Source organism: Streptomyces sp. V1I1, assembly GCF_030817355.1.
Lineage (GTDB): Bacteria > Actinomycetota > Actinomycetes > Streptomycetales > Streptomycetaceae > Streptomyces.
Genome location: NZ_JAUSZH010000001.1, coordinates 6,678,538 through 6,703,752, shown reverse-complemented (window position 1 = coordinate 6,703,752; position 25,215 = coordinate 6,678,538). Strand labels below are relative to the sequence as shown.

Here is a 25,215-nt window from a genome sequence, read left to right as displayed (position 1 = left end):
TCCGCCGCAGGCGACCCCCGCCCCCACCCCGGCACCCGCCTAATCGAGGACCCGTCCGAGATACGCCCGCAACAGCTCCCGCGTCTCCGCGACGATCCCCTCGTCCCCCGCCGGCTCCACCCGAAAGGCGAGTTGCAGCAGCGCGTCCGCCGCCTCGACCGAGACCAGCACCGCCCGGCGCAGTTCCTCGTCGACGCCGCGGCCCAGATGGCCCGCGAGCAGCGCGGCGAGGCGGTCGGCCACCTGATGGTTCGCTCCGACCGCAGGCGCGCCCATCGGGATCCGGTAGCCGAAGTCGATCAGCGCGAAGCCGGGGACGGTGCGCTTCATCGCCAGGTACTCGTCCAGTACGGCATCGAGGGCGCCGCGCCAGTCGCCCGCGCCGAGCGAGGCGATACGGCCGCTGATCCGCTCGGCGTAACTGTCCAGATTGCGGTGGGCGAGAGCGTCGGCGAGGGCACGCTTATTGCCGAAGAAGCGGTAGACGGAACCGATGGGGACGCCGGCCCTGGCAGCCACCGCGCGGGTGGACAGCTCCTCGTAACCGGTCTCGTCGAGGAGTTCGGCACAGGCGTCCAGGATCCGGGCGAGCCGCTCGGCGCTGCGCTGCTGCACGGGCGTACGGCGGAGATGGGCTGGAGACACGCGGTACATCATGCCGCCCTGTTGCCGTTGACGGGGCGGTCCCGCAATCCTACGGTTATACATAGGAATCCTTCAGCACCGGGAGCGGACGATGAGCGGCATCGAGCAGGCGCGCAAGACCGCCGAAGGCCTTGGGTACTCGCCCGGCTTCGGCAATGAGCACAGCTCGGAGGCCGTGCCGGGCGCACTTCCGCACGGGCGCAACTCACCGCAGCGGGCACCGCTCGGGCTGTACGCGGAACAGCTGAGCGGCAGCGCGTTCACCGAGCCGCGCGCCCACAACCGCCGCTCCTGGCTGTACCGGATCCGCCCGTCGGCCGCCCATCCGCCGTTCGTCCGCATCGGCAACGGCGGCGTACGCAGCGCGCCCTTCGCCGAGTCCGTCCCCGACCCCAACCGGCTCCGCTGGAACCCCCTGCCGGAGCCCGCGCCCGGCACAGACTGGCTGGCCGGTCTGTGGACGCTCGGAGGCAACGGCGACGCGAGCCAGCGCACCGGCATGGCCGTGCACCTCTACCACGCCAACGCCTCCATGACCGACCGGGTGTTCAGCGACTCGGACGGCGAGCTGCTGATCGTGCCCGAGAGCGGCGGCCTGCTGCTCCGCACGGAGCTGGGGCTGCTCGCCGCCCGGCCCGGCGAGGTGGCGCTGATCCCGCGCGGCGTCCGCTTCCGGGTCGAGCTGCTCGCCGCTGTGCCTGATGGCGGGCAGAGCCCGACCGCCCGCGGCTATGTCTGCGAGAACTACGGGCAGCCCTTCCAGCTCCCCGACCTCGGGCCGATCGGCGCGAACGGCCTCGCCAACGCCCGGGACTTCCTCGCGCCCGAGGCCGCGTACGAGGACGTGGAGCGTCCGGTCGAGGTCGTGAACAAGTTCTGCGGGAACCTCTGGGCCGCGACCTACGACCACTCGCCGCTCGATGTCGTCGCCTGGCACGGCAATCATGTTCCGTACGTCTACGACCTGCGCCGCTTCAATGTGATCGGGACGATCTCGTACGACCACCCGGACCCGTCGATCTTCACCGTGCTGACGTCGCCGAGCGACACCCCGGGCCTGGCCGGGGTCGACTTCGTGGTCTTCGCGCCGCGCTGGCTGGTCGGCGAGGACACCTTCCGGCCGCCGTACTTCCACCGCAATGTGATGAGCGAGTACATGGGCCTGATCGAGGGCGCGTACGACGCCAAGGCCGAAGGCTTCGTGCCGGGGGGCGGTTCGCTGCACAACATGATGTCCGCGCACGGCCCCGACCGGGAGACCTTCGACCGCGCCAGCGCCGCCGAGCTGAAGCCGCAGAAGATCGACGACGGGCTTGCGTTCATGTTCGAGACGCGCTGGCCGATGACGGCGACCGCGCAGGCGGCGAACGCCGACCATCTGCAGAAGGGGTACGACGACGTGTGGCAGGGTCTTGAGCGCCACTTCCGGTCGTAGTACGGAGTACCCCGTGACCGCCTTTGCCCCCGACTCGCTGGTCCTGAACCGCAAACTGCCGCTGTGGTACCAGGTCTCGCAGTCCCTGCGCGCCTCCATACTGGGCCGAGCGCCCGAGGCGTCGCTGCGGCTGCCGACCGAGGAGCAGCTCGCCGCGCACTACGGCGTCAGCGTGCTGACCATGCGCCAGGCCCTCAAGGAGCTGGAGGAGGAGGGCCTGATCAGCAGGCACCGGCGGCGCGGCACCTTCATCGAGCCGGGGGCGCGGCGGGGCGCGCCGAGGCGGCTGCTGGGCTCGATCGACGCGATCGTGGCCCAGCAGTCGGGCGAGCGGACGACGATCCTGGGGCACGGGCCCGAGACGGTGCGGGGCGACCTCGCGGAGTACTTCCCCGACGTGGCCGAGGTCGTGACGTACCGGCGGCTGCGCTGCGACGGCGATAGCGGTGAGCCGACCAACTGGGCGGAGAACGCGGTGCACCCGGATGTGGCGGCGGGGCTGGACGTCGCGGATCTGGAGCGCTGGCCGATGACGAAGGTGCTGCGCGATTCGCTGGGGGTGCGGATCAGCAGAATCACGGACACGGTGGAGGCCCGGCTGGCGGACCCGCCGACGGCGGAGCTGCTGAGGGTGCCGTTGCTGAGCCCGATCCTGCATTACACGGGGGTGACGTACGACGAGGGCGGGCGGGTGGTGGATGTGGCACGGATTCGGTACAGGGGGGACCGGTTCTCGTTCTCGGTGACGGTCGACGCGGAGTGACCGTCCGGTCGGGGGTGCGGGCCTCGGGGGACGGGCGTCCGTGGTACGGGCCTCGGCGGTACGGGCGTCCGTGGTACGGGCGTCTGCGGTACGGGCGTCCGTGGGCGAGTCGTCCGCGGTGCGGGTCTCGGGGTGGGCCCGGGACGGGCCTCCGGGCCCCCGGTTAGCATTTCGGCATGCCGATGCTGGACGAGCTCATGCCATGGGGCGTCCCCCCATTGCGGCTGGGGCGGGCCTGGGTGATGGCCCCGGATGCGGGCTCTCTCAAGGCCCGGTGGGATGCTCTTGTGCGCGTTGAGGGCGTCGAGCGCGATGCCTTGTTCGGGTGCACTCGGGCCCGTACGCCGCGCAGTGCCGTTGCCCAGTTGCCCGGGCAGACCAGCGGGACGGGCAGGTTCGTCCGGGAGGACGGGCGGTGTCCCGCGCCGGTGCGGGTGCTGCACGGGGCCTTCGACGAGCAGTGGCTGATTCCCGACCACCGGCTCATCGACTCCGCCCGGCCCGAGTTGTGGCGGGTCGCCGATGAGCGGCAGGTGTTTGTCGTCGAGCAAGGGTGGGTGGCCGACGCGTCGGGGCCTGCCGTGGTCGTCTCCGCCCTGTTGCCGGACGGGCGCTCGCCCGCGGGAAGGCCCGGGCGGATTCGTCCGCTCTACCGGCGGCCCGGTGGCGTCGAGCCCAATCTCGCGCCCGGGCTGCTGTCCGCCCTGGGGAGCCGGTACGGACGCGAGGTCGAGACCGACGACGTCGTTGCCTGGATCGTCGCGGCCGCCGAGACGTCGGCAGCGGGATGCGTGGTGCCGCTGCCCGCCGACCCCCACGTGTGGGTGAGCGGTGTGGAGTTGGGGCGGCGGATGATGGAGGTCCAGCTGCGCGGGGCCCGGGGCGGCGAGCGGCCCCGGCTGCCGGGCGGTCGGCGGCCGTATGTGAGGGCCGCCGTGCCCGCCCGGCCCGACGCGATCGCGTACGACGCCGAGGAGGAGGTGCTCAGCCTCGGGACCGGCCGGATCTCACCCGTGCCCGCGGCCGCCTGGGACTTCGAGGTGGGTGGCGTACGCGTGCTGGAGCTCTGGTTCGAGCGCCGTACCGCCGAGGCCGAGCCCGGGACGCTGGAGGCGATCCGGCCCGCGGTGTGGCCGCAGGAGTGGACCTCCGAGCTGCTGGAACTGATCACCGTGCTGGCATTGCTGGGTCAACTCCGGCTCCAGAAGCAGGAGTTGAAGGGGATGGAGAGCACCGAGCTCCCTGGTGTTCTGCCGCCGAGCGACGTAACCCGGCGGCCCGCCTCCGTACTCGACCATCATGAGGAAGGGCCGGAGGGTCAGTTCGCCCTGCTGTGACGGGCGTTGTGAGGGGCGAAGGAATCGGCCAGATTGTCATGCGCGGGTCTCGCGTCCCCCGCCGGCCCCTGCGCGAACGCCCGCAGGACGTTGGCCGTCACGGTACGGGTGAAGTTCCCGGCCCGCTCGTCCAGTCCGTGATTCGCCTTGCCCCCGCCCGGGCCGGTCGCCTCCAGCGCCTCGACCCAGCGCATCGTGCCCGTGGCGAAGACGCCCGCCCCGCCGGGCAGGGAGCAGTAGGCCATGTCGGCGTACGAGGGGCGTCCTTTGCACACCACCGGCGAATGCGCCAGGATCTCGATCGGCCGAGGCGTGGGATGAGCCGGGTTCACCCGGTCGTACTCGACGCCCACCAGGTGAGGGAAGGAGTCGCCCAGCCGCACCCCGGTGCCCTCCAGCAGCCAGTGATCCGGATGGGACACCACGAACGGCGCGTCCACCGGGTAGCCGTCGTAGATGACCCCGAGCAGGGAACTCTCGGGCTCGGGTGCGGGCATTCGCCGGTAGTCGTTCGTCGGAGGGCACCCGCGCTGGAACCCGGGGTCCTTGGCGTAGTCGCCCTTGTAGCAGACCACGATCCGGTCCGCTCCCACGGCGGACGGCTCGAAGCGGACACGCCGGTAGCAGCAGTTGGCCCCGAGCACGGCCAGGTTCATACCCCCGTCGCGCGCCGAGGCCACGTGCCGCCGCTGCTCGGGACTCCAGTACTCGTCGTGCCCGAGCGAGAGCATGGCCACGGCCTCGCCCAGGAACCGCGGCTCACGGGCCACGTCCACTCCCGTGGCGTACGCCAGCGGAAGCCCTGTCCGCTCGGCCAGCGCGACCAACGGCGCCTCGTAGACGAGGTACTGGCCGGCCCCATGACCGCCCGAGTAGGGACGGTCGAATGACACCGCGAGGGATCGCGAACCCTTCTTGCCGGTCGTGCCCTTGTACAGGTCGGCGCCACCCCACCGGTTGTACGCCTGCCAGGTGGCGACCGAATTGACCACCACCACACGGCCGGCTGCGGAAGAAGACCGGATCGTGAGCGGTACGAACCTCTGCCCCCGGCCGTCCTCGGCGTCCAGCCGCAGCAGGTAGCAGCCCTCCGGCCAGCCCGAGGTGTCCACTTCCGCCGTCCGCCGCCAGTCGGCACGCGCCATCCGCGTGTCGGCATCGAGCAGCGCCGGAGGCTGAAGCACCCCCGGCAATAGGCCCGAGCTCCAGACGAGACGAGCCCTCGCTCCGCCGTACCAGCCCATCCTGTACGCAGAAACGGTGTAGGCCGCAGCCGTCGTCGACACGCGCAGCGCGACGACCTCCCCCGAGCGCACACTGACGCGCTCGGCGAAGCCTTGAATGGCACCAGCCGCACCCGCCCGGGTGATCCGCCAGTCACGAGCTCCCGGCCGGGAGTTCTCGGCACGCACATCGAGCCCGGACTCCTCCGGCACGTCCCCGGGCCGGCCACCGGGTACCGCGCCGGGCTGCGCGGCCGATTCCGTACCGAGCCACGGCTGCGACGACACGAACGTGGCTGCGGCCAGCCCCAGCACCCGCCTGCGCCCGAACCACCCCGGGTACCCCGCCTCGTCCGATACCTCACGCTGCGTCATCGCATCCCCTCGGCCGAACTGGATCCGCGTACGTTGCTGTGTCAGCCAGAAGATCACGGCACGGGCGCGATCCGATCCATCGGACACGCCCTACGCCGCTTCGCACAGAACGGCCGGTAAGCGGTCCAGGGGATGACAAAGGTGGTACGTACACGATAGGCACGGCTCATGAGCCACCCTCTCCCCCTCGACGGGATCACGGTCGTCGCCGTCGAGCAGGCCGTCTCGGCGCCCTTCGCCACGCGCCAGCTCGCCGATCTCGGCGCCCGCGTCATCAAGATCGAGCGCCCCGACGGCGGCGACTTCGCGCGCGGCTACGACACCGCCGCCCGCGGGCTCGCCTCGCATTTCGTCTGGTGCAACCGCGGCAAGGAGTCCATCGCCGTCGATCTGAAGGACCCGCGGGGCCTGGAGATCGTGCGTCAACTCGTCGCGGACGCCGATGTGTTCGTGCAGAACCTCGCCCAGGGCGCGGCCGCCCGGCTCGGTCTGGACGCGGAAACTCTGTGCGCCGCGCACCCGCGGCTGATCGCCGTGGACATCTCCGGATACGGCGCGGAGGGGCCGTACGCCCACAAGCGCGCGTACGACATGCTCGTGCAGTGCGAGGCGGGCCTCGTGTCGGTGACCGGGACCGCGGAGCAGCCCGTCAAGGCGGGCATTCCGGCGGCCGACATCGCGGCGGCGATGTACGCCTTCTCGGGGGTGCTGGCGGCGCTGCTGCGGCGCGGGACCACGGGCGTCGGCGGCGCTGTGGAGGTCTCGATGCTGGAGTCGCTGGCGGAGTGGATGGGGCATCCGCTGCACTACGGGATGCATGGGGGTGAAACCCCGGCGCGCACGGGGGTCGCGCACGCCGTCATCTCGCCGTACGACGCCTACACGACGGCGGACGGCGGGCAGGTTCTGCTGTCGGTGCAGAACGACCGGGAGTGGCGGCGGCTGGCCGACCAGGTACTCGGGCGGCCCGAGTTGGGGGGCGATCCGGTCTTCGCGACCAACACGGCCCGTACGGCGAACCGGGAGAAGACCGATGCGGTGGTGGCCGAGGCGCTGGCCCGCCTCGACACACGGGAGGCGATCAGTCGGCTGGAGGCGGCGGGAATCGCGTGCGCCCGGCTCAACAGCGTGACGGATGTGGCCGGGCATCCTCAGCTCGCCGCGCGGGACCGCTGGCGGGAGGTGGACTCACCGGTCGGGCCGCTGCGTGCGCTGCTGCCGCCGATCACCCTGCCGGGCGGACCGGAGGCGCGGATGGGCGCGGTTCCCGCACTCGGCGAGCACACCGATGCGCTGCTGAAGGCCCTGGGAATGACGGATGAGGGGACAGCGGCGCTGCGCCGGGACGGTGTGGTCGCCTGAGCGCGTTCGCGTAGGAGAGAACGTCCTGGGGGTCGGTCAGCCGCGGCTGCCGAACAGTGAGCGACGCAGCCGCCGGAGCGGCGCGAAGAGCGAGACACGCGCGCTCTTGCTCTTGCGGGTGTGCGCGACATCGCGTGAGGTGAGCTCGCGCATCAACGACGTCGCCTCGGCCGACTCACCCTGCGGGACGGCAGGGCCGCCGAGCACCGAGAGATGTCGGTCGAGACGCGTGCTGGTCGCACTGCTCCCACACGTGATTGCAGGCACTCGCGCCCTGCTGCGCACCGTTATCTGTTCCATGTCACTCCCCACCCGTACGAGGGCACCCGGTCCGGGCAGGTTAACCCTATCGTCCCGCGGTGACACTCGTGTATTCCGGTCACAGGATTCACCACACCCGTACGCGAGTTGACGACTACTCACCGAATCCACGTGATTCCAGGGCGAGTTGGACAGTGCGTCAGGAAAAACTTTCCCGGACTCCCGACCAATCCGAACAGCCCTCCGCACCGAATGGCTTGCATCGAAGCAAGACCAGCACTCGCGAAGGACGGATTCGATGACCGCAATGAGCAGCAGCGGGCGGGGGCCCAGGAGGCTCGCCGCTCTTACCTGCGTCGCGCTGGCCGCCGGGACGCTCGTGGCTTCCGGTGTGACCGGGCTGGAGCCGGGCACGGCCGAGGCTTCCAGCCACCGCGAGGCCCCGCTGATCTCCGGGCAGCCGCAGTACGACAACACGGACGTGTACGCGTTCGTCAGCCCCGACAAGCCGGACACCACCACGCTCGTCGCCAACGTGCTGCCGTTCCAGGAGCCGGCCGGCGGCCCGAACTTCTTCAAGTTCGCCGACGACGCCCAGTACGACATCCACATCGACAGTGACGGCGACGCCCAGGGCGACCTGATCTACCGGTGGACCTTCAAGGACCACGTCAAGAACGGCAATACGTTCCTTTTCAACACCGGCGCCGTCACCTCCCTCGACGACCCGGACCTCAACATCACGCAGACGTACGACATCGATCTGCTGAGGCTGAAGAACCAGCATGTGAAGCACAGCACAAAGATCGCCGACGATCTGCCGGTGGCACCGTCGAACGTGGGCAAGGCGTCCATGCCGGACTACCAGGCCCTGCGCGACCAGGCGGTCAAGCACCTCCCGGGCGGCTCCATGGCGTTCGCGGGCCAGGCGGACGATCCCTTCTTCCTCGACCTGCGCGTCTTCGACCTGCTCTACGGCGGCAATCTCTCCGAGGTCGGCAACGACACGCTCAAGGGCTACAGCGTCAACTCCATCGCCCTGCAGGTGCCGACCGCGTACATCCAGGAGTCGGAGGAGCAGCCGATCGTCGGCATCTGGTCGACCACCCAGCGCAAGAGTGCGAGCGGTCACTGGACCCAGGTGTCCCGGCTCGGTATGCCGCTGGTCAACGAGGTCGTCATACCCGTGAAGGACAAGGACAAGTTCAACGCGTCCGCCCCCTGGAACGACGGTGACTTCCTGAACTTCGTCACCAAGCCGGAACTGCCGAAGCTGATCGAGGGCATCTACAAGATCAAGGCCCCGGCCGAACCGCGCAACGACCTGGTCTCGGTGTTCCTGACCGGGGTCGACAAGCTCAACAAGCCGCCGCAAGTCCGTCCCGCGGAGATGCTGCGGCTCAACACCTCAATCCAGCCGAGTGCCGAGCCCAAGAGGCTGGGCGTGCTGGACGGCGACAACGCCGGATTCCCCAACGGGCGGCGGCTGACGGACGACGTGCTGGACATCGCGCTCCAGGTCGTCGAGGGCGAACTCCTCGGCCAGAAGAACGACTTGGGCGACGCGGTCAACGAGAACGACCAGAAGTTCGGCAAGGCCTTCCCGTACGTGGCACTCCCGACGGCCGGCTCCCGGGGGCCGCTCGCCAAGGAAGGCGGCACCAAGGACGCCCAGGGCAATCTGCTCTCCGGTGGCGCGTCGTCTGCCGCCTCCAACAGTGACGCCACCAGCACCACGCTGATCGCATCCGCGGTCGCCGCGGGCGCGGGGGTACTGCTCGTCGCCCTGGGCCTCAACTGGTGGCGGATGCGGCGACGGAATCCGTACAGCTGAGCCGTACGCATCTGAGCCGTACGCATCTGAGCCGTACGCAGCTGGCCGTACGCATCTGGCCGTACGCATCTACGAGCGGAAAGGGCAAGACACATGTCCCTGCGAAGGGAATCAGGGGCGGGCGCCCGGCGCTGGGGAATCCTCCTTCCCGCCGGCGTGATGGCCGTCGCGCTCACCGCGGGTGCTGTCGTGGCCGGCCGGGGGGACCAGGAGCCCCCGGCGGCCCGCACCGCAGCCCCCGTGGCGGACGCGCCGTTCGACCGGATCGGCACCGGTGACCTCGGCCGCGGGGTCACCGGCCTCCAGGCGCATCTGCGGGCGCAGCCCAAGGACGCCCGGGGGTGGGCGGCGCTGGGCGCCGCCTATGTCGAGCAGGCCAGGACCGGCGGCGACCCGACCCGGTACCCGCAGGCGGACAAGGCGCTCGCCCGTTCACTGGCTCTCCAGCCGCAGGGCAATGACGCGGCACTCGCGGGTCGTGCCGCGCTCGCGGCGGCGCGGCACGACTTCCGCGGCGCGCTGCGGGAGGCGGAGGCGGCGCTGAAGGTCAATCCGTACGGCGAGCGGGCACTGGCCTCCCGGATCGACGCCCTCGTCGAACTGGGCAGCTATCCAAAGGCGTTGGCGGCGGCCGAGGAGGCCGACCGCCGCCGCCCCGGTATTCCCGTCTTCACGCGCTATGCGTACGTACTGGAGCTGCGCGGCGACATCGCGGGAGCCCGCCGGGTGCTCGGACAGGCGCTGGAGTCGGCCTCCTCCCCCGGTGACACGGCGTATGTGGCGACTGCTCTGGGCCAGCTGGAGTGGAGCCAGGGTGCGTACGCCATGGCCCTGCGGCACTTTGCGACCGCACTGGAGGCGGACCCGGCGTATCTGCCCGCGCTCGAGGGCCGTGCCCGCACGCAGGCCGCTCGCGGGGACACCAAGGCCGCCGTGTCCGGGCTCGAAGCGGTGGTGAACCGGCTGCCGCTGCCCGGACAGCTGGTGGCCCTCGGTGAGCTGTACGAGGCCGGTGGGCGCAAGGCCGATGCCCGTGCCCAGTACGAACTCATCGGCACCTGGACCGAGTTGGCCCGCGCCAATGGCGTGGACACCGACCTGGACACGGCTCTCGCGCTGGCCGACCACGGTGACCGGGCCCAGGCCCTGGACGCCGCACGCGCCGAGTGGCGCAAGCGCCGCACCGTGCACACGGCGGACGCGCTCGCCTGGGCCCTGCACGTCAACGGCCGTTCCGCGGAGGCCCTTTCGTACGTGGGGACGTCCGCACCGACCGGCTGCCGCAACGCCGTGTTCCTCTACCACCGCGGCATGATCGAACGCGCTGCGGGCAGGACAGCGGCGGCCCGCGGTTCGCTGGCCACCGCCCTGAAGATCAACCCCGGCTTCTCCCCCACCGGTTCACGCGCGGCGCGGACCGCGCTGCAGGCTCTGGAGGCGTCATGAAGAGGCGTACGACCGCCGTCGGCGCGGCGGTCCTCGTCGCCGGGGCGGCGCTCGCCGTGCTGCCCGCGGGGACGGCCGCCGCGCATCCCCTGGGGAACTTCACGGTCAACCGTTACGACGGGCTCCTCGTCTCGCCCGGCCGGCTGAGCGTCGACCATGTCGAGGATCTGGCGGAGATACCGGCCGCCCAGGCGCGTTCGAAGATCGACCGGGACGGCGACCGCGAGATGTCCACCGGTGAACTGTCCGAGTGGGCTCAGGTCCGCTGCGGTGACGCGGCGCGGGACACCAAGGTCGTGGTCGGACGCCGCGTGGTTCCGCTCACGCCCGGCGCGGGCCACGCGGAGGTACGCCCCGGGCAGGCCGGGCTGCCGACGCTCCGCGTCGAGTGCAGGCTGACGGCCGAACTGCCCGACGGGCGGCAGACGATCGCCTTCCGTGCGGCGGGCGGCGGCCAGGGGCCGGGCTGGCGGGAGATCACGGCCGGCGGCGACCGGATGACGCTCACCTCGTCCGACGTACCCAAGGCGTCGGCATCCCAGCGGCTGGCGCGGTACCCGGAAGGGCAGCTCTCCTCACCGCTGGACCGCAGGACGGCCGGCCTTTCGGTCACTCCCGGCGGGGCGCCGGCGGCGGACCGGTCGGAGGCGGCCGCGCCCCCGGCCTCCGTGCTGCCGCGCGGGACCGACCGCTGGACGCAGGCGCTGACCGGGCTGGTGTCCCGGCGTGAACTGACCGCGGGATTCGCCGCGCTGGCACTGGCGACGGCGGTGCTGCTCGGCGCGCTGCACGCACTCGCGCCGGGTCACGGCAAGACCGTGATGGCAGCCGCCGCGGCGGCGGGCGGTCGCAACTCCCTGCGCGACGTCCTCTCGCTGGGAGCATCGGTCACGATCACGCACACGCTCGGAGTGTTCGCGCTCGGCGGCCTGATCGCGCTGGGCTCGGCGGCCGCACCGTCGGTGGTGGCGTGGCTGGGCGTCGCGAGCGGGGCGCTGGTGGCGGTGGCGGGAGCGGTGCTGGTACGCAGGGCGTGGAGAAACCGGGGCGATGTGCATGGGCACAGCCATGGGCATGGGCACAGCCACGGTCACTCCCACGGCCACGACGACAGCCACGACGACAGCCACGGGCACGGGCACGGGCACGATCACGGCCACTCCCACGGCCATGCGCACTCGCACAGCCACGACCACCGCCCCCTGGGCGTCCGTTCAACCCTCCTGCTCGGCTTTGCCGGCGGACTCGTCCCCAGTCCGTCCGCCGTCGTCGTGCTCGTCGGCGCCGCCGCGCTCGGGCGGGCCTGGTTCGGTCTGCTGCTCGTCATTGCCTACGGCGTCGGGCTCGCCCTCACTCTCGCCGTCGCAGGCTTCGCCGCGGTCCGCCTCGGTGATCGCGCCGCCCGCCTGCTGGCCGACCGGAGCCGCCGCAAGGGACGGGTCTTCTCCGCCGCGCAGCGCGCGATGCCGCTGGGCACGGCCTGCATCGTCCTCGCCCTCGGATGCGGATTGGCGCTCAAGGGGGCGGCAACAGCTCTTGCGTGAGCTAACTTGGGGTAGTTGCTCTGCTACCGATGGGGGCTCGCTGTGAGCGAAGTGCCGGGCGATGAGCGGCTGGTCGCGGGACGCTACCGACTGCTGAGCCCCTTGGGCGAGGGCGGGATGGGCGTGGTGTGGCGCGCCCGCGACGAACTGCTGGCCCGCGAGGTGGCGGTCAAGGAGGTGCGCGCCCCCGCCGCTCTCGGCACTACGGACGAGCAGCGGCTGTACGCGCGTCTGGAGCGGGAGGCGTGGGCCGCGGGCCGGATCTCGCACCGCAATGTGGTGACCGTCTACGACGTGGCGACCGAGGACGGCCGGCCCTGGATCGTGATGGAGCTGGTGCGCGGCCTGGCGCTCTCCGATGTGCTGGACGCGGAAGGGCCCTTGCCCCCGCAACGCGTCGCGTACATCGGAGCGGAGATCCTCGCCGCTCTGCGCGCCGCGCACGAGGCGGGCGTACTGCACCGGGATGTGAAGCCGGGGAACGTACTCATCGCCAATGACGGCCGCGTAGTGCTCACCGACTTCGGCATCGCCACGGTCGAGGGGACCTCCAACCTCACCATGACCGGCGAACTGATCGGCTCCCCCGAATTCCTCGCCCCCGAGCGGGCGCTGGGGCGTACACCGGGGCCGGAGTCGGATCTGTGGTCGCTCGGGGTGCTGCTGTACGCCGCGGTCGAGGGCAACACCCCGTTCCGCCAGGACACCCCGCTGAACACGCTGCGGGCCGTCGTCGACGAGGAACTGCCGCCGCCGCGCAGGGCCGGTGCGCTGGCGCCGGTACTCGCGGGGCTGCTGCGCAAGGATCCGGCGGAACGGCTCTCGGCGGAGGAGGCCGAGCATCAACTGCGGGTCATCGGCGCGGGCGGCGGCGCGCGTACCGTTCCGCCGCCGCCCGGCCCGTACAGCCCCACCGTCTCGGCCGCGTCCCCCACCCCCGCCACTCCCCCGACCCCGTTCGTGCCGCATCCCGTGCCCGGTACGGCCACCACGGCCACGACCGGTGTACCGCCGGAACGCGCGCGGCGGGCAGCGATGGTGCTGGTCGCCGGGGTGGCCATCCTGCTGCTCGCGGTCGGCGGACTGGCCTGGGCGCTGGTCAACAAGGGCAAGGACCAGGGCGGCCGGGACGACAACGGCGGCGGCTCGGTCCCTGCGTCGGGGACTTCGAGCGCAAGCACGGGCAGTACGGCGTCCGCCCCGGGCGGAGGGACGGACGGCGGCACGACCGACGGAGGCGACGGCGGGGGCGACGACGGCGGCAACGGCGCGGGCAATGGCGGTACAGTCACGCCGCCGCAGACCGTGAAGGTGTACGTCGAGACCGTGCACGGCAGTTACTCGGGCGCCTGCCCGCCACCGGAAGCGGAGGCTCCGGCCTTCCGGGCGACGATCACGGTCGGCCGCACCCCGGCGGCTGTCGACTACCGCTGGGCGACCAAGAGTGGCGAGAGCTCCGGCTCCGGCTGGAAGACGCTGCACTTCGCGGCCGGGGGCCCGAAGCAGAAACAGGTCAGCCACACCGAGCTGACGTACAAGGCGAACGAGACGCACCACGACCGGATCCGGGTGGAGGTCCGGAGCCCGGTCGAGGTGCGCTCGAATTGGATCGACTTCTCGGTCACCTGCGAGCAGGAGCTCCCGACGGACGAGAGCTCCTACACACCGGACGCCGCGAACACACCGAACACACCGAGCGTCGCGAACACTGCGAGCGCGGCGAGTTCCGTGTTCAGGCGTGCGAGGTGAACACCGACAGGTAGCCGCCGGACTGTCCGGAGGCGGTGGGGTGGTAGGACTCGCCGATGTTGAGCCAGTTGACGCTGTGCAGCCAGGCCGACCCGGAGCAGATCTCGTGTCCGGTGAAGGCGGGGGTGACGTCCGCGAAGTCGTAGCCGTGGTCGGCCGCGCGCTTCGCGGTGGCGACGTTGAGGTAGTCGGCCGCGCCGTTGATCGCGGCCCGTTCGTTCTCGCTCAGCCCGGCGGCGCAACTGCCGCTGAGCTTGTAGAAGCGTGGGTAGCCGAGGACGACGACCTGGGCCGCCGGAGCCTTGGATCTGATGGCCGAGTACACGGAGTCGAGCTTGCCCGGCAGGGTCGAATCGACGTAGCTCTTCGCCTGGTTGATGCGGTTGATGCAGGTGGACTCGGACTGCAGGACGCAGGTGGTCATGACGTCGGCGAAGCCCGCGTCATTGCCTCCGACAGTGATGGATACGAGGTCGGTCGCGGAGCTGAGGGGGGCGAGCTGACCGGCTGTGACATCACCCGTACGAGCGCCCGAGCAAGCGGTGAACGCGAACGACGAGGGTGAATGCGAGGCCGCCCAGAGCCTGGGGAAGGCACGGCTGCTGCGCTTGCAGTTGCCGCTGCCGCTGTCGTAGCTGCCGGCCCCGACGCCCGATGAGTACGAGTCGCCGAGGGCGACATAGTCCAGTGCCAGGGCGGTGTCCGAGGCCTGTGCCTGGCCGGCTCCGGTGAGAGCGAGAACGGCGCCGAGGAGGAGTGAGGATGAGAATGCCGCGATTCGGGACAGTTTCATGGAACCTCCCTTTAGCAGGATCTCTGCCACAACTGTCGTAGCAAGGCCCATACTTCACCGGAAGTGTCCATGCCAAGAAGATTCGGTGAGGACATCTGGCTTCTTGACGGAGCGTCGCCGACTGCCCAGCATTGAGACTCGGAAACCGGCACCGGGGGGCAAAGTCCGTCATGCAGATGATCAAGGACAAGCCGTCCGCAGTCCGGACGGATCTACTGCCGGCTCTCGCGGGCGTCGCGTCCGCCATCTCGGGGGTCGGAGTCGCACTGACGCTCACCGGCGCCCAATCGCCGCTGCGCGCGCCGTTCATCCTCTTCTTCCTGTTCGCGGGGCCGGCCGGAGGCCTGGCCGCCGTACTTCACCGGCTGGAGCCGGCCGCGCGTGCCGCCGTGGCCGCGACCGGCGCGGTGGCCATCGATCTGCTCATCGCCCAATCCCTGTCGTCGCCACGGGTCCTGACGGCCAATGGCGGGATTACGACAATCGCCGTGATCACCGCTCTTCTCTTCCTCTGGACACCGGTACGGCGTATCCGGAATGCGGAACACATCGATCCGGTAGACCGGTTGATGAAAAGGATCAAGAGAATCCGATCGGGACGCTTCCGTATCTGACCACCGAATCGGTATCAAAAAAGTAAAAAAGTGAGTCCCCGTTCCAGGTCTTGCCATACAGTCCTAATCATCAATACCGTCGTACATCCACCCGCAACGGTCCATCATGCAAAGCGGCTCTAGGGGAGGGCTCAGGCGTCGCGATGGATCCGGAGCGGGGCGCGGTAGGGGGGTGCCGTGCTCGGTTTTCGCGCTCAATCCGAGCCGTACGCCGCGCGGCCAGTTTTGCCAGCTCACCCACCAAGTACGGAGTGCTATGCCGTCATGGCCGGGGTGAGAACAACCCCCCTTTCGAACCGGAAACTCATCCGGACTGCCCGGGGGCGGGCAGTCCACCGGTAGAGAGGGAAGTCAGACTCATGAGCTCAGTCCTGCACCCGGCCGCTCCGGGGCAAGATCCGTTCATTGCACCGTCGCACCATGGCAACACCGCCGAATCAACCGGGGATTCAGCCACACAATCCGCGGCTGCCCACTCAGCAGGCGCCGGATCACAAGCGCAGGGAGCCGGCCGAATAGCCGCTGCGTACCGGCCGATCTCCTCACATCTCGCGATCACTCCGCCGGTGAGCGTCGTGATCCCCGCCATGAATGAGGCGGAAAATCTTCCGTACGTCTTCAAGACCCTGCCCGACTGGATTCATGAAGTCGTCCTGGTCGACGGGAATTCCAGCGACAACACCGTCCAGGTCGCCCGCGAGCTGTGGCCGGACGTCAAGGTCGTCAAGCAGGTCGGCAAGGGCAAAGGGGATGCCCTCATCAGCGGATTCGCCGCCTGCACCGGCGACATCATCGTGATGGTCGACGCGGATGGCTCGGCGGACGGCCAGGAGATCGTGTCGTACGTCTCGGCACTCGTCTCGGGCGCCGACTTCGCCAAGGGCTCCCGCTTCGCCAACGGCGGCGGCACCGACGACATGACCCCGATCCGCAAGCTCGGCAACTGGGTTCTCTGCACCGTCGTCAACGCCAAGTTCGGGGCCCGTTACACCGACCTCTGCTACGGCTACAACGCCTTCTGGAAGCACTGCCTGGACAGGATCACCCTGGACTGCACCGGCTTCGAGATCGAGACCCTGATGAACATCAGGGTGGTCAAGGCGGGACTGCGGGTGCAGGAGGTCCCCAGCCACGAGTACCTGCGCATCCACGGCGTCAGCAACCTTCGAGCCGTCCGGGACGGGTTGCGTGTCCTCAGAGTGATCCTCAAGGAGAAGGGCGTGAGCAGAGCCGCGCGTCGCCGTCCGGCGGCGCTGAGCATCGGGATCCCGCGGGGAGGGGCGTCTTGAGCGATCGGCGCTTCTCCGTGGTGATCTGCGCCTATACGGAGGACCGCTGGGAGGACATCCTCGCGGCCGTCGACTCCGTACGGCGGCAGTCACTGCCGGCCCTGGAGACGCTGCTCGTGGTCGACCACAATCCGGCGCTGCTCGACCGGCTTGCCAAGGAGTACAAGGAGTACGGCGAGCAGAGTGAGAGCGCGGCGGACGGGGAGAAGGTGCGGGTGCTCGCGAATGCGGGCCCCCGCGGCCTCTCCGCGGGCCGCAACACCGGAATCGCGGCGGCCCGCGGCGAGTTCGTGGCCTTCCTCGACGACGACGCGGTGGCCGAGCGCGACTGGCTGCGGTACTTCGCCGAGGGGTACGACGACAGGCGAGTGATGGCTGTCGGAGGGCGGACCATGGCCGCCTGGGCGTCCGGGCGCAGGCCGGTCTGGTTCCCCGAGGAGTTCGACTGGGTCGTCGGCTGTACGTACCGCGGCCTGCCGCCCGGCAAAGTGCGGGTGCGCAATGTGCTGGGCGGTAACGCGTCGTTCCGGCGCAGCGCGTTCGACGCGTCGGGCGGCTTCGCCACGGGGATCGGGCGCGACGGCGACAAACGGCCGCTGGGCTGCGAGGAGACCGAGCTGTGCATCCGGCTCGCCGAGGCGCTGCCCGACGCCGTGCTGCTCATCGACGACCGCGCGGTGATCCACCACAAGGTCCCGGCCGCGCGGGAACGGTTCGCGTATTTCCGCACCCGCGCGTATGCCGAGGGCCTGTCCAAGGCGCTCGTGGCCCGGAGCGTCGGCGCGGACAAGGGCCTGGAGTCGGAGCGCCGTTACACCACCCGGGTGCTCCCGGCCGGAGTCGTACGCGGGTTGCGCGACGCGGTGCTCGGCCGCCGGGGCGGCGCGGGGCGGGCGGGCGCGATCGTCACCGGCGTGGCTGCGGCGGCGGGCGGCTACGTGGTGGGGAGCGTGCGGGCGCGTGGGGGCGGGACGACATTCTCGTCAGGACCGATCGCGGCCGCGCCGAGCACAGGAGGTACATCCGGGTGAACCGGCCTGTCCCCATCCTGATGTATCACGCCGTCGGACACCGGCCGGCCAAGGCCACGTACGGACTGTCCGTCTCGCCCGACGCCTTCGCCGAGCAGATGGAGCTGCTCGGCGAGCGCGGGTTCACTCCGCTGACCACCGCACAGCTGGGGAACGCCTGGCGGGCGGGCGGACGGCCGTTGCCACGGCAGCCGGTGCTGATCACGTTCGACGACGGCTACGAGGGCGTGCACCGGCACGCTCTCCCCGTCCTCGCCAAGCACGGCTTCGCGTCGACGCTCTTCGTCTCCACGGGCTGGCTGCGCGGCGCGCACGACGAGGGCGGCGCGCTCGACACCATGCTCGACTGGGACCAGGTGCGTGAACTGGCCGCCGCGGGCACGGAGATCGGCGGGCACACGCACACCCATCCGCAGCTCGACCAGCTCGACGACGACCGGCTTTGGTACGAGACGGTCCGCTGCCGGGACATCATCGCGGACGAACTGGGCGCTGTGCCGTTCTCCTTCGCGTATCCGTACGGCTACTCCAGCCGCCGGGTGCGGCGTACGGTCCGGGCGGCGGGCTTCGCACAGTCGCTCGCCGTGGGAAACGGCCTCGCCCTGCCCCGGCAGGGGCCGTACGCCCTGCAGCGGGTGACCGTGCGGCGCGCCACCGGCATCGAGGAGTTCGAGCGGCTGGTCGAAGGCCTCTCGATCCCGCGGAACTTCGCCAAGGACCGTGCGCTCACCAAGGGCTACGCCCTGGTGCGCGGGGTTCGCCGGGCCGCCGGGCTGATCCGCCGGGGCGGGGGTTGACGGGCGAGCCGGTCGCGCGCCGGGCGCGTCACCGGTCAAAACACCGTGCGCGCGGCGGTCCCGTGCCAGATCATGGGCGCATGTCTGCCAAGCCTCAGGACGCTCTGCCGATCCGGCTCAACGTCGACGACAGCGATTCACCTTCGGACGTCGTCGACGCGCTGTTCCTCGGCCGTTTCGCGACGGGCGAGCAGCCGTACTCCCACAGCTCCACCATCGACCGCGTCAAGCCGGGGGCCACGCTGCTGCCGCCGGCGGCGTCCGTGCTGCGCTCCGCGCGCGACGACGACCGCAGCGCCATACTCGCCGAGGGCGAGGGCTGGACGCTGCTCGTCTCCCGCTGGAACCGCGGCGCGGACATCACGGTCACCGCCGTCACCTCCGAGCTCGCGGAGAAGGTCCTGGGGCAGGCGACGGACGGCGCCCACGACGAGCCGGAACCGCAGCCGGAGAACGTCACCATGGGCTTTTGGTACGTGTCGCCGCGGCGCGGTCCGCATCGCACCACACGCCAGATCGCCGCGGGGACCTGGGAGGAGGTCCGGCCCAACTACACGGCGCCGGTGGCCGATGCGATGGACCGGTTGATGAAGGTGACGCCGGACGACATCGCTGGCCGGCTGCTCCTGCTGCACGGCCCGCCCGGCACCGGGAAGACCTCGGCGCTGCGCACGCTGGCCCGCTCCTGGCGGGACTGGTGCCAGGTCGACTGCGTACTGGACCCGGAGCGGCTGTTCAACGACGTCGGCTATCTGATGGACATCGCGATCGGCGAGGACGAGGGCACGTCGAAGGGCCGCTGGCGGCTGCTTCTGCTGGAGGACTGCGACGAGCTGATCCGCGGCGAGGCCAAGCACACGGCGGGCCAGGCGCTGTCCCGGCTGCTCAACCTCACGGACGGCCTGCTGGGCCAGGGCCGCAACGTCCTGGTGGGCGTGACGACCAACGAGGACCTGGAACGCCTCCACCCCGCGGTGGTCCGCCCGGGCCGCTGCCTGGCCCGTATCGAGGTGGGCGCGCTGACCCGCAATGAGTCGGTGAACTGGCTCGGCACTGAGGAGGGCGTGGGCCGCGAGGGCGCGACACTTGCGGAGCTGTACGCCCTGCGCCGCGGCCACAGCCCGGCCTCGGTGCCGGCGCAGAACGACGGACCGGACGCGGGCCTGTACCTCTGAGAAATCCGGGAAATCAAGCCTGTCCGGTGTTTGAGGACATGCGGCCGAAGGTCGCCTGTGGCGAAAGGCCCCAGGCGTCAGCTCCCGTATGCCGCGCGCAACGCGTCCTGCACCGCCGACAGCGCGTCGGCACGCGTGAGGCCGAGCCGATGCGCCTGCTCGGCATAGGCCGCCGCGGCCGTAGCCGCCTGCCGCTCGGCCGCATCACCCGCCGCGGCGACGAAGGTGCCGTTGCGGCCGCGCGTCTCGATCACCCCGTCCGACTCGAGCGCGCGGTACGCCTTGGCCACCGTGTTGGCCGCGAGCCCCAGTTCCTCGGCGAGCCCCCGTACAGTCGGCAGCTTGTAGCCGACGGGCAGCCGGCCCGCGCGAGCCTGCGTCGAGATCTGGGCGCGCAGCTGTTCGTACGGCGCGGTCGCCGAGTCCGTGTCAATGACGATCTTCAAGGTCACGGCCCGATTGTCCCCCACCGCCCGGCGGGCCGCCGGAAAATGGGGGGCGGCCGCGCCGGGCCCGCGCGTAACGTGCCGCCCCATGACCGTGATCGTCCGTGACTTCCGTGCCCATGATGCCAAGGACGCCCAAGCCGTGGCCCGGGCCCGCCGTGCCGCCATACCCTTCGAGGTGACGACCCCCGCGTCCATCCTCTTCGGCGTGCGGACCGCCAACCCCGCCAAGAAGTACCGGCTGTTGATCGCCGAGATCGACGGCGAGATCGTCGGCACGGCCCACGTCGGCATGGCGTACGACAGCGTTGAGCCCGGCCAGTCGTACGCCACCCCCCAGATCCACCCCGACCACCGCGGCCATGGAGCGGGGTCGCTGCTGCTCCGCACCGCCGAGGAGCATCTGGCGGCCGAAGGCGCGGCGAACGTGTACGCCTGGGTGATGGACACCCCCGAGTCCCGGGCCTTCGCCGAGAAGCGCGGTTACCGGCCCACCCGCCCAGCCCACTTCCAGCGTCTTGACCTGGCGAACGGCACGCTGCCCCCGCTGCCGGAGCTGCCCGCGGGCGTCGAGCTGCGTACCGCCGCGGACTTCGAGGCCGATCCGCGGCCGGTGTTCCAGGCCGACGCCGAGGCCACCTCGGACGAGCCCAGCGACATCAGCATGGACTTCGACGACTACGACGACTGGATCCGCCACACCTGGAACAACCCGCTGCTGGACCGTGAGCTCACCACGGTCGTGCTGGTGGACGGCGAGGTCGCGGCCTTCACCGCCGCACAGTCGGACGGCGGCACCCGCTATATGTCCGGCATGACAGGCACGCTGCGCGCCCACCGCGGGCGGGGCTTTGCGAAGCTCGCCAAGACGGACTCGCTGCGCCGCGCCCGCGCGGCGGGCTACACGGACGCGTTCACCAGCAATGACGCCGACAATGGCCCCATGCTGGCCATCAACAAATGGTTCGGTTACGAGATCTGCGCGACGGAGGTACGTCATGTCCGCACGCTCGGTTGAGGTGGTCCTGGTCAAGGCAGGCCGGACCAAGATCCGCTACGCCGCCGAGCTGCTCGCGGACGACGGCACCCATCTGGTGGTCCGCGCGCCGTGGGCGGGCGAGGGTGCGCGCGATTTCGGCTTCGTACGCTTCGAGAGCGGCGATGTGTTCACCGAGCACTACTGGCGGGACCGCTGGTACGCGGTGAAGGAGGTCCGTACCGGCGACGGCGCGCTCAAGGGCTGGTACTGCGACATCACCCGCCCCGCCGTCCTCGACGGCGACAAGCTGACCGTCGAGGACCTGGACCTGGATCTGTGGGTGTCGGAGGACGCTTCGTCGGTGCTGCGCCTGGACGAGGACGAGTTCGAGGCGAGCGGCCTGCGGGAGGCGGACCCGGCGGCGGCCTGGCAGGCCGTACGGGCCCTGGACGAGCTCGAACTTCTTGCCCGCGAGGGCAAGTTGACGGCGCTGCTCGCTCACACCGGTTAGTCAGTAGTGGGCGAGCGACTTGCGGTAGTGGAAGCGGTCGTACGGGCCTTCCACGCGGCGCTCCACGAGCTCGTATCCGAACCGTGGGTAGATCTTCTGGTTCTCCCACATCAGCGCGTTCGCGTAGAGCCGCACCTCGAAGAGGCCCAGCTCCCGCGCGTGCTCGTCGACGAACTCCAGCAGGCGGCGGCCCACCCCGCGCCCGTGGGCGTCGGGGTGGACCGCGATCGACTCGAGCAAGAGATGGTCCTCGTGCGGGACGAGGACCAGGACTCCCACCACCGGATCCCCGGTGACATACACCCTGCCGGCCGCCACATCCGCGGCGTGGTCCGCGTCCATCGGCACGGGGCGGCGCCCGATGCGCTCGATGTAGCGGTGGTACGCCGCGTCGGTCACCGCTTTGACGGCGGGCACGTCGGCGGCGACGGCTGGGGGTCCCCCCACCGAAGGTAGGGGGAGGATGTCATGGGTCATGCCGATACGTTACGGCGGCGCGTGATCAGCTTCTTCAGCCAGGGCCAGGCCAGCAGGACCACGATCACGGCGTACACCGTCACCGAGAACGGCGTGTTGAACAGGCCGGTCACGCTTCCGTCACTGATCTGGAGAGCACGGCGCAGCTGCTGCTCCGCGGCCGGACCGAGGATGACGCCGATCACCGCCGGCAGCACGGGAAGTCCGTACCGCCGCATACCGAAGCCGATCAGACCGATGATCAGCAGGATCACCAGGTCGAGCGCCTCGCCACCGACCGCGTACGCGCCGACCGCGGCGAAGAACATGATTCCGGCGTAGAGGTACGGGCGCGGGATGCGCAGCAGCTTCGCCCAGACCGGCGCCAGCGGCAGGTTCAGCGCGAGCAGCAGCACCATGCCGACGAAGAGCGAGGCGATCAGGCCCCACACCAGGTCCGGCTCGCGCTCGAACAGCAGCGGCCCGGGCTGGATTCCGTACTGCTGGAAGGCGGCCAGCATCACGGCCGCGACGGCGGTCGTCGGCAGACCGAGCGTCAGCATCGAGACCAGCGTGCCCGCGGCCGACGCCGAGGCCGCCGACTCCGGCCCCGCCACACCTTCGATGGCTCCCTTTCCGAACTCCTCCTTGTGCTTGGACAGCCGCTTCTCGGTGACGTACGACAGGAACGTCGGGATCTCCGCGCCGCCGGCCGGGATCGCGCCGAACGGGAAGCCGATGACGGGCCCGCGCAGCCAGGACTTCCAGGTGCGCCTGACGTCGGACTTGCCGAGCCAGGGCCGGCCGACCGGGATGGGTTCGCCGCTGCTGCGCCGCAGATGGGCCGCCACCCACAGCGCCTCGCCGATCGCGAAGAGACCGACCGCGACGATGACGACGTCGATGCCGTCGGCGAGCTGGAGCGAGCCGAAGGTGAGCCGCTGCTGGCCCGTCATCTGGTCCAGGCCGACGAGCCCGAGGGTGAGCCCGATCAGCAGGGACGCCAGCCCGCGAATACGCGACGAACCAAGTACGGACGTCACCGCGATAAAGGCCAGGACCATGATCGCGAAGTAGTCGGGCGCGCCGATGTCGACGGCCAGTTCGGCGACGGTCGGGGCGAGCACGACCAGCAGGATGGTGCCGATCATGCCGCCGGCGAAGTGACCGACGGCGGCGGCCGCGAGGGCTTGTGCGCCACGTCCGGCTTTCGCCATCGGATTGCCTTCGAGGGCGGCGACCACGGCCGCGCTCTCACCGGGGGTGTTGAGCAGGATCGATGTGGTGGAGCCGCCGAACATCGCTCCGTAGTAGATGCCGGCGAACATGATGAACGCGCCGGTGGGTTCAAGGCCGTACGTCACCGGCAGCAGCAGCGCCACCGCCATCGCGGGGCCGATTCCGGGCAGTACGCCGATCGCGGTGCCGAGCAGCACGCCTATCGCCGCCCAGAGCAGATTGACCGGGGTCAGCGCGGTGCCGAAGCCGTCGAGGAGTGAGTTGAGAGAGTCCATCGGCTAAAGCACTCCCATCAGCGGGCCACCCGGCAGCGGAACACCGAGCAGGTTGTTGAAGACGAAGTAGGTGACCAGGGAGAGGACCGCGGCGATCAGCGGGTCGCGGTGGAGGTGGCGGCTGCCGAGTGCGAAGGCCGCGCCCCAGAAGAGCAGGGCTCCGGCGATCGGGAAGCCGACCGGGCCTATGAGCACGGCGAAGGCGAGGAAGACGCCCGCGAGGAGCAGCACCGTACGCCAGTCGCTCGGCTCGCTGAGGTCGATGTCCTCGCCGCCCTCGGCCTCGCCGCGGCCGCCGCGCAGTACGTCGACGGCGAGCAGTACGGCGACGAGCAGCAGGCCGATGCCGACGACGACGGGGACAGTCTTGGGCCCGATGGGCCCGCGCTGTGCGATGTCGACGTCCATCGTCAGCGCGTCCGTCAGGACGAGCACGCCGATGACGAACAGCAGGGCGCTGACGCCGAGTTCGGAGTACTCGCGCAGCCATTCCTGCCAGGAGCGGCGCGGGGCGGGGGTTTCGGTCTCTGCTTCCGTCTCTGTCGTCACAGCCCGAGCTCCTTCAGCACCGAGTCCACGCTCTTGTCCTGCTCGTCGAGGAAGTCACCGAACTTGTCGCCGGTGAGGAAGGCGTCGTCCCAGCCGTTCTTCTTCAGCGACTCCTTCCACTGGGGGGAGTCGTGCAGCTTCTCGAGGAGACCGATGAGCTTGTCGCGCTCGGCGTCGGAGAGGCCGGGAGGGGCGACGACGCCGCGCCAGTTGGTGAAGTCGGTGTCGAGTCCGGCCTCGCGCAGGGTGGGGGCGTCGAGGCCCGGGACCCGCTCGGGGCCGGTGACCGCGAGCAGCCGGAGCTCGCCCGACTTGATCTGGTCGAGGTACTCGCCGACGCCGGAGACGCCGAAGGCGACCTTGTTGCCGAGGATGGAGGCGAGGAGCTCGCCGCCGCCGTCGAAGGGGATGTAGTTGACGGTCTTGGGCGCGATCCCGGCGGCCTGCGCCATCAGCATGGGCGCGAGGTGGTCGGGGCCGCCGGGCGACGACCCACCGCCGACCGGCAGCTTGCCGGGGTTCTTCTTCCAGGCCGCGAGCAGATCCTGGATGGTCTTGTACGGGGAGTCCTTGCTGACGACCACGATGTCCTGCTCCTCGGTGAGCCGGGCGATCGGGGTGGTGTCGGCGAGGGTCTTGGGCGACTTGTTGGTGTGTACGGCGCCGACGACGCCGAGGCCCATGGACATGGCGAGCCTGCCGTTGCCGTGCTCGCCGACGAGACGGGCCAGACCGACGGTGCCGCCGGCGCCCGGCAGGTTGAACACCTCGATGTTGTGGGTGAGCTCGGCGTCCTCGGCGTTCTTGGCGGCCGTACGGGCGGTGATGTCATAGCCGCCGCCGGGCGTATTGGGGACCATGAAGCGCAGGCCGGGGATCTGCGTACCGGTGTCGGAACCGCTGCCTGCGGTGAGCAGCGGCGGCCCCACGAGCACCAGCAACGCCGCCCCGAGCAGGGCGAGGGGAGTGCGCAATCGCACGCGAGCCGCCTTTCGAAGGAGAGTAAGGAACGTGTGAAGTGGCCCACATGTTGCCTGCGCGTTAAGAAGCTGTCTCTCTTCCGGAATCAACGGACGTTGTGGTCGTT

General features: G+C 70.5%; 24 protein-coding genes. 15 read left to right on the top strand and 9 right to left on the bottom strand.

All coding sequences use genetic code 11. The annotated features are described in order from the left end of the window. Positions 1 to 39: 39 nt before the first annotated feature. Complete coding sequence (locus QFZ67_RS31385) at positions 40 to 654, bottom strand: TetR/AcrR family transcriptional regulator (RefSeq protein WP_307666040.1); 615 nt, start codon at positions 652 to 654, stop codon at positions 40 to 42. A gap of 82 nt (positions 655 to 736) precedes the next feature. Here QFZ67_RS31385 and hmgA point away from each other — a divergent pair, with 82 nt between their 5' ends. The 3 genes from hmgA (at position 737) to QFZ67_RS31370 (ending at position 4,180) form a co-directional block, all read left to right on the top strand. Then, on the top strand, positions 737 to 2,080 hold the full coding sequence (gene hmgA / locus QFZ67_RS31380) for a homogentisate 1,2-dioxygenase (RefSeq protein ID WP_307664420.1): 1,344 nt from the start codon (positions 737 to 739) through the stop codon (positions 2,078 to 2,080). 13 nt (positions 2,081 to 2,093) lie between these two features. Continuing rightward, the gene (locus QFZ67_RS31375) at positions 2,094 to 2,843 is read left to right on the top strand and encodes a GntR family transcriptional regulator (RefSeq protein WP_307664419.1); all 750 of its coding nucleotides are present in this window, start codon (positions 2,094 to 2,096) and stop codon (positions 2,841 to 2,843) included. Positions 2,844 to 3,019: 176 nt separating this feature from the next. Next, positions 3,020 to 4,180: a type ISP restriction/modification enzyme gene (locus tag QFZ67_RS31370; protein WP_307664418.1), complete on the top strand. Its 1,161-nt coding sequence runs from the start codon at positions 3,020 to 3,022 to the stop codon at positions 4,178 to 4,180. Here QFZ67_RS31370 and QFZ67_RS31365 read toward each other — a convergent pair. Continuing rightward, entirely contained in the window at positions 4,162 to 5,778 is a 1,617-nt protein-coding gene (locus QFZ67_RS31365) for a N,N-dimethylformamidase beta subunit family domain-containing protein (protein WP_307664417.1), read from the bottom strand. The genes QFZ67_RS31370 and QFZ67_RS31365 overlap by 19 nt on opposite strands. Positions 5,779 to 5,946: 168 nt before the next feature. Here QFZ67_RS31365 and QFZ67_RS31360 point away from each other — a divergent pair, with 168 nt between their 5' ends. After that, complete coding sequence (locus QFZ67_RS31360; protein WP_307664416.1) at positions 5,947 to 7,140, top strand: CaiB/BaiF CoA-transferase family protein; 1,194 nt, start codon at positions 5,947 to 5,949, stop codon at positions 7,138 to 7,140. 36 nt (positions 7,141 to 7,176) lie between these two features. Here the strand turns inward: QFZ67_RS31360 and QFZ67_RS31355 are convergent, their stop codons facing one another. Beyond that, the gene (locus tag QFZ67_RS31355; protein ID WP_307664415.1) at positions 7,177 to 7,440 is read right to left on the bottom strand and encodes a hypothetical protein; all 264 of its coding nucleotides are present in this window, start codon (positions 7,438 to 7,440) and stop codon (positions 7,177 to 7,179) included. A 259-nt stretch (positions 7,441 to 7,699) separates the two neighbouring features. On the opposite strand from QFZ67_RS31355, the gene QFZ67_RS31350 reads away from it, so the two are divergent. The 4 genes from QFZ67_RS31350 (at position 7,700) to QFZ67_RS31335 (ending at position 13,974) form a co-directional block, all read left to right on the top strand. Then, the gene (locus QFZ67_RS31350; RefSeq protein ID WP_307664414.1) at positions 7,700 to 9,235 is read left to right on the top strand and encodes a DUF4331 domain-containing protein; all 1,536 of its coding nucleotides are present in this window, start codon (positions 7,700 to 7,702) and stop codon (positions 9,233 to 9,235) included. A 93-nt stretch (positions 9,236 to 9,328) separates the two neighbouring features. Then, on the top strand, positions 9,329 to 10,681 hold the full coding sequence (locus tag QFZ67_RS31345; RefSeq protein WP_307664413.1) for a hypothetical protein: 1,353 nt from the start codon (positions 9,329 to 9,331) through the stop codon (positions 10,679 to 10,681). Beyond that, positions 10,678 to 12,225 carry a sulfite exporter TauE/SafE family protein gene (locus QFZ67_RS31340; RefSeq protein WP_307664412.1) on the top strand — a complete coding sequence of 516 codons (1,548 nt, stop codon included), beginning with the start codon at positions 10,678 to 10,680 and terminating at the stop codon, positions 12,223 to 12,225. The genes QFZ67_RS31345 and QFZ67_RS31340 overlap by 4 nt, the downstream gene beginning before the upstream one ends. A 42-nt stretch (positions 12,226 to 12,267) precedes the next feature. Next, the gene (locus QFZ67_RS31335; RefSeq protein ID WP_307664411.1) at positions 12,268 to 13,974 is read left to right on the top strand and encodes a serine/threonine-protein kinase; all 1,707 of its coding nucleotides are present in this window, start codon (positions 12,268 to 12,270) and stop codon (positions 13,972 to 13,974) included. Here the strand turns inward: QFZ67_RS31335 and QFZ67_RS31330 are convergent. Further along, positions 13,958 to 14,767, bottom strand: coding sequence for an SGNH/GDSL hydrolase family protein (locus QFZ67_RS31330; RefSeq protein WP_307664410.1), 810 nt, complete (start codon positions 14,765 to 14,767; stop codon positions 13,958 to 13,960). The two genes, QFZ67_RS31335 and QFZ67_RS31330, sit on opposite strands and share 17 nt — an antisense overlap. Before the next feature lie 170 nt (positions 14,768 to 14,937). Here QFZ67_RS31330 and QFZ67_RS31325 point away from each other — a divergent pair, with 170 nt between their 5' ends. The 5 genes from QFZ67_RS31325 (at position 14,938) to QFZ67_RS31305 (ending at position 19,673) form a co-directional block, all read left to right on the top strand. Then, positions 14,938 to 15,381: a hypothetical protein gene (locus QFZ67_RS31325; protein ID WP_307664409.1), complete on the top strand. Its 444-nt coding sequence runs from the start codon at positions 14,938 to 14,940 to the stop codon at positions 15,379 to 15,381. A 359-nt stretch (positions 15,382 to 15,740) separates the two neighbouring features. Further along, positions 15,741 to 16,670, top strand: coding sequence for a glycosyltransferase family 2 protein (locus tag QFZ67_RS31320; RefSeq protein WP_307664408.1), 930 nt, complete (start codon positions 15,741 to 15,743; stop codon positions 16,668 to 16,670). Then, positions 16,667 to 17,701, top strand: a complete 1,035-nt coding sequence (locus tag QFZ67_RS31315; protein WP_307664407.1) for a glycosyltransferase family 2 protein — start codon at positions 16,667 to 16,669, stop codon at positions 17,699 to 17,701. The genes QFZ67_RS31320 and QFZ67_RS31315 overlap by 4 nt, the downstream gene beginning before the upstream one ends. 20 nt (positions 17,702 to 17,721) lie before the next feature. Beyond that, the gene (locus QFZ67_RS31310; RefSeq protein WP_307666039.1) at positions 17,722 to 18,498 is read left to right on the top strand and encodes a polysaccharide deacetylase family protein; all 777 of its coding nucleotides are present in this window, start codon (positions 17,722 to 17,724) and stop codon (positions 18,496 to 18,498) included. An 80-nt stretch (positions 18,499 to 18,578) separates the two neighbouring features. Then, a complete protein-coding gene (locus QFZ67_RS31305) occupies positions 18,579 to 19,673 on the top strand; it encodes a DUF5925 domain-containing protein (protein ID WP_307664406.1) in 1,095 nt (364 codons plus the stop codon). Between the two features lie 77 nt (positions 19,674 to 19,750). On the opposite strand, the gene QFZ67_RS31300 is transcribed toward QFZ67_RS31305, so the two are convergent. Then, positions 19,751 to 20,125 carry a GntR family transcriptional regulator gene (locus QFZ67_RS31300; protein WP_307664405.1) on the bottom strand — a complete coding sequence of 125 codons (375 nt, stop codon included), beginning with the start codon at positions 20,123 to 20,125 and terminating at the stop codon, positions 19,751 to 19,753. Between the two features lie 82 nt (positions 20,126 to 20,207). Here QFZ67_RS31300 and QFZ67_RS31295 point away from each other — a divergent pair, with 82 nt between their 5' ends. Next, the gene (locus tag QFZ67_RS31295) at positions 20,208 to 21,137 is read left to right on the top strand and encodes a GNAT family N-acetyltransferase (protein WP_307664404.1); all 930 of its coding nucleotides are present in this window, start codon (positions 20,208 to 20,210) and stop codon (positions 21,135 to 21,137) included. Next, the gene (locus QFZ67_RS31290) at positions 21,118 to 21,609 is read left to right on the top strand and encodes a DUF402 domain-containing protein (protein WP_307664403.1); all 492 of its coding nucleotides are present in this window, start codon (positions 21,118 to 21,120) and stop codon (positions 21,607 to 21,609) included. The genes QFZ67_RS31295 and QFZ67_RS31290 overlap by 20 nt, the downstream gene beginning before the upstream one ends. On the opposite strand, the gene QFZ67_RS31285 is transcribed toward QFZ67_RS31290, so the two are convergent. The 4 genes from QFZ67_RS31285 to QFZ67_RS31270 are packed head-to-tail and all read right to left on the bottom strand — an operon-like array spanning position 21,610 to position 25,108. After that, a complete protein-coding gene (locus tag QFZ67_RS31285; protein WP_307664402.1) occupies positions 21,610 to 22,086 on the bottom strand; it encodes a GNAT family N-acetyltransferase in 477 nt (158 codons plus the stop codon). After that, positions 22,083 to 23,579 carry a tripartite tricarboxylate transporter permease gene (locus QFZ67_RS31280; protein ID WP_307664401.1) on the bottom strand — a complete coding sequence of 499 codons (1,497 nt, stop codon included), beginning with the start codon at positions 23,577 to 23,579 and terminating at the stop codon, positions 22,083 to 22,085. The genes QFZ67_RS31285 and QFZ67_RS31280 overlap by 4 nt, the downstream gene beginning before the upstream one ends. Positions 23,580 to 23,582: 3 nt before the next feature. After that, positions 23,583 to 24,128, bottom strand: a complete 546-nt coding sequence (locus QFZ67_RS31275; RefSeq protein ID WP_307664400.1) for a tripartite tricarboxylate transporter TctB family protein — start codon at positions 24,126 to 24,128, stop codon at positions 23,583 to 23,585. Next, on the bottom strand, positions 24,125 to 25,108 hold the full coding sequence (locus QFZ67_RS31270) for a tripartite tricarboxylate transporter substrate binding protein (RefSeq protein ID WP_307664399.1): 984 nt from the start codon (positions 25,106 to 25,108) through the stop codon (positions 24,125 to 24,127). The genes QFZ67_RS31275 and QFZ67_RS31270 overlap by 4 nt, the downstream gene beginning before the upstream one ends. Between the last annotated feature and the right edge of the window lie 107 nt (positions 25,109 to 25,215).